This window comes from Pedobacter sp. CG_S7, assembly GCF_040544395.1.
Taxonomy (GTDB): domain Bacteria; phylum Bacteroidota; class Bacteroidia; order Sphingobacteriales; family Sphingobacteriaceae; genus Pedobacter.
On the sequence record NZ_JBEONS010000024.1, the window covers coordinates 1 to 12898 of the forward strand.

A 12898-nucleotide genomic window follows, 5' to 3' on the forward strand; every position below is an offset into this window, starting at 1 on the left:
TAAAATACATAAAAATATCCTAAATAACAAAAAAAACAAGTGTAATTTATTGTTAATCAATTAGTTAAATCACATATTGCCTTGCAACGGTCTTATATTATAACTTTCTCCCATTCAAAATAACGGCAAAAAAATAGCAACAAGAGCTAACTTGTTGCTATTTAATATTTGTAGTGATATTGCTAATTTAAACCACCAGGTTTACAATTCTTCCTTTAACCACAATCACCTTTTTCGGCGTTTTACCGTCCAGGTATTTTTGCACCTGCTCATTGGCCAAAACAACAACTTCAATTTCTGCGGCTTCCATAGTAGAACTCAAACTCAGGTTTAACCTGGTTTTTCCGTTTACAGAAATTGGATAGCTGAATTCATCTTCCACTAAATGGTTTGGATTAAAAACAGGATATGCAGTGTAAGATAAACTACCTGCCTCTTTACCGAGTAAAGTCCAAAGCTCTTCGCAAATGTGGGGTGCATAAGGAGATAAAACAACGGTAAGATCAGTTAAAATGCTTTTATTGTTACATTTTAAGTCCGTTAACTCATTAACAGCAATCATAAAACTGGAAACAGAAGTATTGAAAGAAAAACGTTCCACATCGTCCTGCACTTTTTTAATGATTTTATGTAAAGCTTTTAATTCTGCTTTTGTAGGCTCTTGCGCTGAAACTGTAAATTGCCACTGGTCGTTATGGAATAAGCGCCAGAATTTACGAAGGAATTTGAATACACCCTCGATGCCGTTGGTGTTCCATGGTTTACTTTGTTCCAGCGGACCAAGAAACATTTCGTACATCCTTAAGGTATCTGCGCCATAGCTTTCAATGAGTACATCAGGGTTAACGACATTGAATTTAGACTTAGACATTTTTTCCACTTCCACACCGCAGATGTATTTGCCATTTTCAAGGATAAATTCTGCATCCTGAAATTCTGATCTGAACAATTTAAACTGAGGTATGTTCAGGATTTCATTTTCAACAATGTTAACATCCACATGCAGAGCAGACGTTTTGTATTGGTTTTTTAAGCCATAAGATACCAGGGTATTGGTGCCCCTGCCCTGTTCATCAACCACACGGTACACAAAATTACTTCTCCCTTGTATCATGCCCTGGTTAATCAGTTTTTTGAAAGGCTCTTCCTGCTGTACATGACCTAAATCTTTTAAAAACTTATTCCAGAAACGGCTATACAATAAATGACCGGTTGCATGTTCAGCACCACCAATATATAAATCTACATCCTTCCAATAATCAATCGCTTCTTTTGAGGCAAATTCATGTTTATTATGCGCATCCATATAGCGATACCAATACCAACTTGAACCTGCCCAACCTGGCATAGTGCTCAGTTCGTATTCATAATGCTGTGCATAGGTCCATTTTTCGGCCCTTCCCAATGGCGGTTCGCCTGTTTCTGTAGGCAGGTATTTATCAATTTCAGGAAGCATTAATGGCAATTCCTCTTCTTTGATTAAGTAAGGTAAACCATTTTTAAAGTATACAGGAATAGGTTCTCCCCAATAACGCTGGCGACCAAAAACAGCATCGCGCATGCGGTAATTGATTTTTGCTTTACCTACATTTTCCTCTTCCAACCAGGCGTTTAGTGTTGGTATTGCTTCACTATAAGCCATACCATTAATAAAGTCGGAGTTGATATATTTCCCTTCTTTAGTAGGATCGGCTTGGGTATCGAGGTTTTGCTGCGCATCCAGAATTTGCACTATTGGTAATTTAAAGTGCGTGGCAAAAGCCCAGTCACGAGGGTCTCCACTCGGCACACCCATCACGGCACCCGTTCCATAGCCTGCCAATACGTAGTCGGCAATCCATAAAGGCACTCTTTCACCGCTAACAGGGTTAATAACAAAACTTCCGGTAAAAGCACCAGATACAGTTTTGGTATCCGCCATGCGGTCTAATTCAGATTTTTTCCTGGTTTGGGCAATGTAGTTGAGTACCTCCTGTTGTTGCGCTGATGTTGTTAATGAAGCCACCAACTCATGTTCAGGTGCTAAAACTAAATAAGAAACCCCAAAAATTGTATCCACACGTGTGGTAAAAACTTCTATATAATCTGTGTTTATAGCGGCGGTAAGGGCAGATTGCTCGATGGTAAACCTAACACTGGCACCCACACTTTTACCAATCCAGTTACGCTGCATTTCTTTAACCGGCTCTGGCCAGTCAATGGAATTTAAACCTTGCAATAAACGTTCTGCATAGGCTGAGATGCGCATACTCCACTGCATCATTTTCTTTTGCTCTACGGGATGGCTTCCGCGTTCAGAATACCCATCTTTAACCTCATCATTTGCCAAAACGGTACCTAAAGCAGGGCACCAGTTTACGGTACTTTCTTTTAAATAGGTAAGACGGTATTTAAGTAGTTCAACTTGTTTATCTTCGAATGACATTGTGGCCCAATCGCTTGGCAAAAATGTTTTCACATCTTCGTCACATACGGCTTTTACACCTTCGTTACCATCGGTACCGAATTTTTCTACCAGGGTTGTAATGTCTTCTGCCTGATCAGTTTCCAGGTTATACCAGGAGTTGAAAAGCTGCATAAAAATCCACTGGGTCCATTTATAATATTCAGGGTCGCTGGTGCGTACCTCGCGCGACCAGTCAAAAGAAAAGCCGATCTGATCAAGCTGCCTCCTGTAGGTATTGATATTCGTTTCGGTAGTAATGGCAGGGTGCTGCCCTGTTTGAATGGCATATTGCTCTGCTGGCAAGCCAAAAGAGTCATATCCCATTGGGTGCAATACATTGTAACCTTTTAATCTTTTATATCGAGAAAATATATCTGATGCAATGTAACCCAAGGGATGGCCTACATGTAAACCAGCACCCGATGGGTAAGGGAACATGTCTAATATATAAAACTTTGGTTTCTCTGCATTTTTTTCTGCTTTGAAAGTTTGGTTTTTCGCCCAAAACCCCTGCCACTTTTTCTCTATGTCTTTAAATTGGTAATCCATTCCGCTTTCCTTATATCAGGCAAAAATAATGAAATATTTTACCAATTGACAATCTGATGTGAATCGCTAGCGCTTCAGGTAATAAGTTTCGGTTACCTTCGGACTAGATTTATCTACTGTAGCGGTAAACTGGAAGGTAGTTTCATTTAGCATATCAGCATTACAATAAAGCAGTTTGTCTGAAAGGCTGATGTTAAAACTCTGCCCCATTAAAACCACATAATTACCCATCACGCGGTTTCCAGAACCCAAGTTGATTTCCAGTTCATCGTTTTCATTATTCTTAAAATCGATGTAATCAGTATCGGTATAAGGAGTGGTTGATGAGGAAGCAACCGTAGTGCCATTGGCATCATAGGTTTTTTTCTCAATTTTATTTACTTTCCACCTGCCGGATATCTTCACTTTAAAGGTATCACTATCCTCCTTTTTACAGGCAGAAAATAATGCTACGGCTAAAAAAAGTGCTACTATAGCTAATAACTTTGTTTTCATATTCTATGATTTTGTTAACGTCTTTGTTACACGCTTATGTGGAATTTAACGGAAAACAAAACAATTTATTACAGAACATGACACAGATTGTATAAAAGGAATTTACTTTTACACACAATTAGTGAGGTAAATCAATGCTTCCCATCACCTTACCTATATCCCTGGTAAGGACATCTAATTCTTTTGAGCAAACGCCTATATGGCCATTAATTTCTTTCATCTCCTGTAAAGTTGCAGTATCTTCGCTTAAACTGACTAAGCTTAACAGCGATGCAACAGGCTTTCTTATGGCGTGTGAATTAGTCCAGGCCAACCTTTTAAGGAGTTTATACTGGCGCTTTATTTTATCCTCACTAAGCTTTCGTTCAGTAATAATATTCTGCACAGCTATATACCGAATAACCTGCCCCTCCTCATTATAAATGGCAGAAATAGTAAGCTCTACCCAATACTCCTTTCCTGCTTTTGTGTAGTTTAAAATCTCAAAAACCGAAAAATCATTCTGGCGCATAGCTTCCATGATCTTAGCCTGCATTTCGGGATCAGTTTTTCGTCCTTGAAGAAAGGCACTTGTTTGACCAACGACCTCAGCTAAGGTATAGCCCGTAAAATTAACAAAGGCCTGATTTACCCAAATAATCCGACCAAGGGTGTCAGTAATCATGACCATGTTGTATATCCTGTCAATCACTTCTGCTAACCTTTGCTTTTCTTCTAAGGATTGCTCGATGAGTTGAATGTTTCTTTCTAATTCCTCTTTAAGTGCTCTTTCTGTGGAAAACAATAATTTAAGCTGCCTTTCCTGCTCCAATTGTGTTGTTACATCCTGGGCCATAACCATAACACATTCCTTGTTATCGAATATTGTTTTATGTGAACTGATGTAAGCAGTTAGTTTAGCACCGTCCTTCTTGAAATGTTCCCAATTGCCAGAAATATTTACTGTATCAGCTATTTTATGAATAGATTCAATTATTTTTTCATGATCCTCTTCCTTGCGAATATCCAGAATAGTCATTGTTTTAAACTCCTCTTTAGAATAACCATATACCACTATTGCAGCATTATTCACATCAAGAAATTTTAAGGTGTTTCGATCGTAAATCCACATCGGTGTAGGATTTGAATAAAACAGATTTCTGTATTGTTTTATAGAATCAAGAAGTAATTGCTGTTGACTGTTTATAGCAACATATAAAAGAACAGCTGTAACTAAGACTAAAAAAACATCTTTAATTATTTCCAAAGTTTCCCTACCAAAAGGAAAAATAAACGTTAAAAGCGTAATTAAAGCACTTCCAAATAAAATCCAGGTTAGATTAAAAAGTAAATAGAGAATAACAATCTTAATAGGCTTTACCTGCATTAGTTTAATAATTTGTAATGGTGTTATTCAATAGCACAAGAATCATGCAGTTTATCAAAAATATAAGGTTACCTATTTCACAAAATCCGTTCAATTTCAGTTTAATTTTTGACAAAAAACTCTTAAACAAGAAAATAACAAAAAAAATTATTTGCAATTACATATAATGTATTTCAAGCAAAATATGCTATGCCTTAAGATTTAACAAAAAGCTATACAATTTCCCTAATCCTAACTCCTAATTAATTTCCTTAAATGAAAAGCCGGTTTCCGGCCGCAGATAGTTTTTCCATCTCCAGCGATCACCTCCCCGGAAAGTTTTGCCAGGGATTTTCACCCAGTCACTGAAACATCGGCTTAAATATATAAAAAAAGAATCACTTCAGGAGGATATAGATGATGCACTCGGTTGGTTTTGCGCGTATCTTTCAAAGCGATTTCGCTATTCTAACAACCCAGATAATAGCCGACCTAAGATAAAAATGCTATTTTTATAACTTATGGAGTAGGTTTTTTAATTACCAAGTAATGTCGAAATAATTATTCTTATATTGTAATGCCAAATATTACATAAATCATAAAAAATGACCAAACATTATGATGAAAAGGAACTGATTACCCGTATTATTAATAGTGACCGTAAAGCATTTTCTCTCCTGTATTCACACCATCTTAATAATCTTTATCGCTATATATATTTGTTTACAAAGTCAAGGGAAACAAGCGAAGAAATAGTGCAAAACGTATTTATAAAGATTTGGGAACACCGGGAAAATCTAAAAAACATTAATTCTTTTAAGGCTTATATTTATCGCTGTGCTAAAAACCAATTGTTAGATAAGATAAGGAGGAATCAAGCTGAAACAAAAATGTTTTTTTCAATAAAACCAGATACTGAAGAGAGTGAAGAAAAATCAGATAATAACATTATATATAGTCAATATTACCAAATAGTTCAGGATGCTATAAAACTTCTTCCTGAAAAAAGAAAGAGGATTGTTGAACTTAGAACACAAGAGGACCTTACATTAGATGAAATTGCAGAAAAACTATCTATTTCCAAATTTGTGGTTAAAAAGCAATTGTATGCAGGACTGCATTTTGTAAGAGAATATCTTCAAAAATACGGAGAACTTTCCTCTGTTCTTATACCTTTTCTTAGTCTTTTTTATTATTAAAACTTTTTAAGAGTTTTTAATCTACTAAATTTTTAAAAAAAAGTTAAAACAGAGGGGTTCTTCTATGCTGTTCGTTCGTCTTATATTTAATGATGGATGAAATAGTGCTTAAAACGTTTCTAAAAAAGTTCGCTGACAATCGTCATACAGAACATGAACATAAGGTGTTTATTAATTGGCTTAATACTGCTGATATTGAACAGGTAAAAAAGACGTTTGATCTATATCAAATTATTTTTGAAATACAGGCTAATAAAAAGGATGTTCAGTATCCACAGTTAGTAGTGAATATTGAAAAAAGACTTAATGAATTAGATTGTGAAAACGTTCGACCAGAATATTCTTTCCGCTTATGGCAAAGCTTCAAAAGTATAGCTTCCATTGCAGCTATACTTGTTCTTATCACTATTCTTGGTATATATTTTAATTTTAATAGAAATCTTAATAAGCCGGTTATAGTTGAAAACAGGAAAGAAGCTCCTGCTATTGAAATAGCTCCTGGTAGAAATAAGGCAATCTTAACGCTTTCTAATGGCTCCAGAATCAATTTAGACAATGCAAAGAATGGACTTCTAGTCTCTCAAACAGGCTTAAACATCCGAAAATCTGTTGCAGGACAGATTATATATGAAAAATCCCGATTTCCTCTCCAAAATTCAAGACCTGCATACAATGTGGTCACAACGCCAAGAGGAGGGCAATATCAGATAATTTTGCCTGATGGTAGCAAGGTTTGGCTTAATGCGGCTTCATCTTTAAAATTTCCTACTTCTTTTTCGAACAAGGAACGTATAGTGGAGTTAAGAGGGGAAGCTTATTTTGAAATTTCAAAAGTTATGTCCTCGTCATTCAGAGGACTGAAAGGAAGCCGTATTCCATTTAAAGTAATCTCTGGAAAGCAAACTTTAGAAGTTTTTGGAACGCATTTTAACATAAATGCTTATCCTGATGAATTAACAATAAATACAACTTTATTAGAAGGAAGTGTAAAAATATCGCAAAATAAAACGCTCCATTCAACATTTTTAAAGCCAGGTCAACAAGCAAAAGTTGGGGCTAACGTACAAGTATCAAATGTTGATGTAAATGAAGCTATAGCATGGAAGAATGGATATTTCATTTTTTCACATGAAAATATTCAAAGCATTATGCGAAAGATTTCACGATGGTACGATGTAGAAATTGAATATGAGGGTAAAATAACAAAAGAAGGATTTGTTGGATCGGTATCGCGGTTTGAAAAAGTTTCTCAAGTACTTGAAATGTTGCAGTTGACTGGTTCTGTACATTTTAAAATTGAAGACATGTCCAACAAAGATGAACTAGTAGAGAGGAGGATTATAGTTCTGCCTTAAATTTTGATTTTATAGATAAGGCAGGTTTCTAAAAAACGACATTGTTCTGTGATATAACCAAAATAAATTTTAAACCAAATTCTAACCAAATTTATTAATGTATGAAAATTTTTACTCAAGTTAGGTGTAAGCTTAGTGCATATGTCCTAAAAAAAAATCTAGTTGTGAATTTGAAGTTTCCCAGATTCATTTCCACTAATAAAATAGGCCCTTTTATTCGAATTAATTTCATTTTTATTTTTTTGATGACCACCCTTCACCAGATCAGTTATGCAGTAGATGGCGAAAGGGTAACTCTTTTAAAAAAGAATGCTTCTCTTGAATATGTTTTTGAAGAAATTAAAAAGCAAACAGGATACAAATTCCTGTATACGGATGAGATGATGAAAGAAACAAAACCGCTTGATGTAAATTTTGAAAATTATACACTACATGAAGCACTTAAACAAAGTTTTGTAAATCAACCCTTATTTTATACCATTAACTATAAGACAGTCATCATAAAAAGAAAGCCTCTAACTATTAAAAAGGATGTGCCACCTCTTACAATTACTGGGAAAATAACTGACAATACCGGAGGTGCTCTTCCAGGGGTAAGCGTTAAACTTAAAGGGGCATCAATAGGGGCAACTACAGATATCTATGGTAATTATACGCTAAATGCTCTAGAGAACAATCCTGTTTTGGTATTTACTTATATTGGGTTTGTAACTCAGGAGGTTGTGGTGAATGGAAGAGCAGTGATTGATGTAGTTTTAGCAGCAGATGTGCAGAAGTTGGATGAAGTAGTGGTTGTGGGTTATGGTACACAAAAGAAAGAGACCTTAACAGGCTCTGTTACTACCGTTAAAGGCTCTGAAATAATAAAATCTCCTGTTACAAATGTAAGCAATAGTTTATCAGGACGTTTAGCCGGTGTTACTGTTGTTACACGGGGTGGAGAGCCAGGAAATGATGGATCTACTATAAGGATTAGGGGATCTAATACCCTCGGGAATAATGGTGCTTTAGTTGTTGTTGATGGTATTCCTGGACGTTCATTGGATAGGATTGATCCTAATAGTATAGAATCTATTACTGTGCTTAAAGACGCTTCAGCAGCTATTTATGGATCTCAGGCAGCAAATGGAGTAATCCTAATTACTACGAAACGTGGAAAAATCAGTAAGCCTAAAGTAGTAGTTAATTTAAATAGTGGATTTAATCAGCCTACGAGAATTCCTAAAATGACTAATGCGGCTCAATATGCTACAGCTTTAAATGAACTAGACTTTTACGCAGGTTATCAACCCAGGTATACAACTGAAGATATTCAGAAGTATTCGGATGGCTCTGACCCATGGGGACATCCCAATACAAATTGGTTCGATGCCGTTCTTAAGAGCTGGTCTAATCAAACGCAAGGGAATATCAACATATCAGGTGGCGGTGAATTTATGAGGTATTTTATTTCTTTAGGAGCTAAAACTCAAGATGCAAATTATAAAAACAGTGCTACTAAATATAAACAATATGACTTTCGTACAAATTTAGACGTGGATGTTACTAAAGATAAGAACATAACTTTTGGATTCGATGTAGTTGGGCGTTTGGAAAACAGTAATTTCCCAGGACGGGGTGGTAGTGGAGGTGCCATATTAGGTGCATTACAAAGGGGTAAACCTACCATGCCTGCTTATTGGCCTAATGGATTGCCTGGCCCTGATGTTGAAAGAGGAGAAAACCCTGTGGCGTTAGCTACAAACCTAACAGGTTTTACTGATAATAAGTATTACGTTTTAAATACCAATTTTAAATTAAACATAAATGTACCATGGATTAAAGGGCTTTCTTTAACTGGAAACGCTTCAATTGATAAGGGTATCCGATTTAATAAAAACTTTCAACAACCATGGTATCTATATGCATGGGATGGAATTTCCTATGACGCAAATAACATACCTGTTTTGGTAAAAGGCATGAAAGGCATAGCTGATCCCAACTTGAATGAATACATGGAGGATAACTATGATTATCTGCTTAATGGACTTATTAACTATAAGAAAACAATTCTTACTGATCATAATATTAGCTTTTTAGCAGGAATTGAAACCAGAACTGGGGGTAGCAATAACTTCAGCGCATACCGGAGATATTTCGTTTCAACTGCTCTACCTCAGTTAAATGCAGGCGGATCCAATGCATTGAATAATAGTGGTACCGCTTATAGTAATGCCCGGTTTAATTATTTTGGCAGGGTTAATTATAATTTTAAAGAAAAGTACCTAGCAGAATTTGTATGGAGGGTTGACGGATCATATATTTTTCCTGAAGCCGGACGATTTGGTTTTTTCCCGGGTATTTCGGTAGGGTGGCGATTGTCAGAAGAAAATTTCTGGAAAAACAATCTAGGTTCCATCAGTGATAATATTAAGTTACGTGCATCATATGGGGAAACTGGTAATGATCGTATAGATCCGTGGCAATACCTTTCCACTTACGGTTTTAATAGCACTAACTATATATTTGATATTAGTAACGAGGCACGTACACTAAGTGAAACTCGAATACCTAATCCAAATGTAACCTGGGAAGTGGCGAAGCAGATGAATGTGGGTATAGATGCAGGTTTTTTTAAGAATAAGTTATCTATAACTGTTGATTATTTCGATTATAAACGTTCAAACATATTGTGGGTAAGAAATGCATCTGTTCCAACAAGTACAGGGTTAACATTACCAAGAGAAAATATTGGAAGGGTTAGCAATAAAGGTTTTGATTTTGATGTTGCATACAACAATCCGATAGGCGATTTTAAATATACGATTGGTGTAAATGGAGGGTATGCAAAGAATGAAATTACATTTTGGGATGAATCTCCAGGAGCACCTGTTTATCAACAATCAACAGGACATCCAATTCCAAGTAATCCAAATAATCCAGATAATGATCTGTATTATCAGGCGCTAGGTATATTTAGGGATCAAGCAGCATTAGATAAGTATCCCCATTGGCCAAAAGCACGTCCGGGTGATGTAATTTTCGAAGATGTTAACGGGGATGGTAAAATTAATGCCCAAGATAGGGTTAGAAATGATAAAAACGAAGTACCTACTCTTACAGGCGGATTGAATTTAGGCTTGCAATACAAGCAATTTGATCTTTCTGTGCTTTTTCAGGGTAATGCCGGTGCTGTTCGATACCTTAGATTTGAGGCTTCCGGTAATTTTGGGAATTATCTTTTATCTGACTATGAGGATCGTTGGACACCCCAGAATATTGATGGCACTAAGCCTAGAATATTTGATCGTATCGATCAATACTATAGGTCAGAAAGAAGTACATATTTATTGCAAAAAACTGATTTTATCAGACTTAAAAATGTGGAACTGGGGTATAATTTATCAGCCAATCTCCTCAAAAGTTTGAATATTCAAAACTTTAGAGTTTTTGCTAGCGGATTTAATCTTTTAACCTATAGTCCAGGCTTAAAAGATTTAGATCCGGAGGATAATAATCAAGGAGGTATAAATTATCCTCTTCAGAGAATAGTAAATTTTGGTGTATCAATTACTTTATAAATTATTTATAATGAAAAAGAAACTATATATAATTTCAGTAACGCTGATTTTGTTAAACATAAGTTCATGTAATAAAGATTCTCTTGACTTAAAGCCTTTAGATCAGTATGATTTGGAATCAGTTTGGAATGGTACTGATGCTTCCCTTATTCAGTCTTTCATAAACAATATTTACTTAGGATTACCTGACGGCTTCATAGGAGACAGATTCATAACCTCAAGTTATGTAGATGAGACTATGCTTGTGTTTAATCGCAATACCAGTTCTATTAACCAAAGCCTTATAAGTCCTAGTTCTTTTCACGGCTTTGATAATAATGAAGGTTCGAGCGACAATTATGTATGGGAGAACGCTTATAGAAATATTCGGGCTTGTAATGTTTTCTTTGATAATATTGAAACTTCATCAGCAGTTACTGCTGTACAAAAAGATCTGTTAAAGGGTGAAGTACATTTTTTGAGAGCCTATTTGTATCAAATGCTGGTATCTGTGTACGGGGGAGTCCCTATAATTACAAAAGGGTATAAGCTTAATGAAGATTATAAAGTACTACGTAACACTTATGCAGAATGTATTAAATTTATTGTTGAGGAATGTGATCAGGCTGTGACTTCTTTGCCGTTAAGAGCTGCTCAAAAAGGTCGCGCTTCAAAAGGCGCTGCCTTAGCGCTAAAATCAAGAGTCTATTTAGATGCTGCTAGTGATTTACATAATTCCAAGGCTTCATGGGCAGGTAGCTATGCTCATCCTGAACTGGTTGGTTATGTAAGTGGCGACAGAACTGCTCGTTGGCAGTCTGCTAAAGATGCTGCAAAGGCAGTTATGGACTTGGGCCTTTATAGCCTTTACAAGCCAGATCCTCAACCAGGTGATGATATCGCTAAAAACTATGCTGATATTTTTTTGCTAAACGAGACTTCTGAGGATATTTTTGTTAAATATTATCTGTCAAAAATTGGTATAAATAATATTGCTCGTTATAACGCCCCGAATGGATTTCACTGCTATGGAGGTAATACTCCTATAGGGCAATTGGTTGATGCTTATGAAATGAAGGATGGTAGCAAATTTTCCTGGAACAACCCTGTTAATGCAGCTAAGCCATATTTAGATCGTGAGCCACGATTCTATGCTTCAATTTTGTATGACGGTGCATATTTGAGGCCACGTCCAGTAGATATCCAAGGTAGTGATCCCTTAGGTATTGTCCAGACCGGAAAATTTGAAAAGTGGAATTCAACTACAAATAAAATTGATATTATTCCTGGTCTGGATACCAGGCAAAGTGCTATAGAGAGCTGGAATGGAACTTATACGGGATACTATTTAATGAAATTCATGAACCGGTCTGTTAATGGTCAGTTTGATTGGCAGGATAATCCTTGGCGATTTATTCGATTTACTGAAATATTAATGAATTATGCCGAAGCATGTTTAGAACTTGGGCAGGAGGAAGAAGCCACCAAGTATATTAATATGATTCGAAAGAGAGCAGGGTTACCTGGCGTAACTACAAGTGGGCAAGCACTTGTTGAAAGTTACCGGCATGAACGACGTATAGAATTAGCTTTTGAAAATAATAGATTTTTTGACATACGCCGCTGGATGATAGGTGCACAGGCATATACAGATGTTCAGGGTATTGATATTGTCTATAAGCTTAATACCGATAAAATTACAACAACGCCAACTTATAAAGTTATTCCATCAGTTATTGCAAGGGCCTGGAATCCCAGCTTCTATTTTCTTCCTATTAAATTAGATGAATTAAATAAGAATAATAAACTCATTCAGAATCCTTTATATTAATTTTTATTTAAAGGATTAGACTATTTACTAAAAATAAGAAAAAAATGAAAATCGACGTGAAAAAATGTTTATTAGCAATTAAAATTGTTATGGTACTGTTTCCGATAGTATTAGTTCTAAAAGCATGTAATTCAGCATC

General features: G+C 35.8%; 7 protein-coding genes. 4 read left to right on the forward strand and 3 right to left on the reverse strand.

What is annotated here, in order from left to right:
- Positions 1 to 187: 187 nt before the first annotated feature.
- The 3 genes from leuS to AAKU52_RS12510 all read right to left on the reverse strand — a co-directional run bounded on the left by leuS (position 188) and on the right by AAKU52_RS12510 (position 4856).
- The gene (leuS, locus tag AAKU52_RS12500) at positions 188 to 2995 is read right to left on the reverse strand and encodes a leucine--tRNA ligase (RefSeq protein ID WP_354333941.1); all 2808 of its coding nucleotides are present in this window, start codon (positions 2993 to 2995) and stop codon (positions 188 to 190) included.
- Between the two features lie 66 nt (positions 2996 to 3061).
- Positions 3062 to 3490 (reverse strand): hypothetical protein, encoded by a 429-nt coding sequence (locus AAKU52_RS12505; RefSeq protein WP_354333943.1) that lies wholly within the window; start codon positions 3488 to 3490, stop codon positions 3062 to 3064.
- A 118-nt stretch (positions 3491 to 3608) separates the two neighbouring features.
- Positions 3609 to 4856, reverse strand: coding sequence for a PAS domain S-box protein (locus tag AAKU52_RS12510; RefSeq protein WP_354333945.1), 1248 nt, complete (start codon positions 4854 to 4856; stop codon positions 3609 to 3611).
- Positions 4857 to 5440: 584 nt separating this feature from the next.
- Here AAKU52_RS12510 and AAKU52_RS12515 point away from each other — a divergent pair.
- From AAKU52_RS12515 to AAKU52_RS12530, 4 genes are all read left to right on the forward strand, one after another.
- Positions 5441 to 6034: an RNA polymerase sigma factor gene (locus AAKU52_RS12515; protein WP_354333948.1), complete on the forward strand. Its 594-nt coding sequence runs from the start codon at positions 5441 to 5443 to the stop codon at positions 6032 to 6034.
- Positions 6035 to 6123: 89 nt separating this feature from the next.
- Complete coding sequence (locus AAKU52_RS12520; protein ID WP_354333950.1) at positions 6124 to 7389, forward strand: FecR family protein; 1266 nt, start codon at positions 6124 to 6126, stop codon at positions 7387 to 7389.
- A gap of 245 nt (positions 7390 to 7634) precedes the next feature.
- Positions 7635 to 10949 carry a SusC/RagA family TonB-linked outer membrane protein gene (locus AAKU52_RS12525; protein ID WP_354333952.1) on the forward strand — a complete coding sequence of 1105 codons (3315 nt, stop codon included), beginning with the start codon at positions 7635 to 7637 and terminating at the stop codon, positions 10947 to 10949.
- A gap of 10 nt (positions 10950 to 10959) precedes the next feature.
- Entirely contained in the window at positions 10960 to 12759 is a 1800-nt protein-coding gene (locus tag AAKU52_RS12530) for a RagB/SusD family nutrient uptake outer membrane protein (protein ID WP_354333954.1), read from the forward strand.
- Positions 12760 to 12898: the final 139 nt, after the last annotated feature.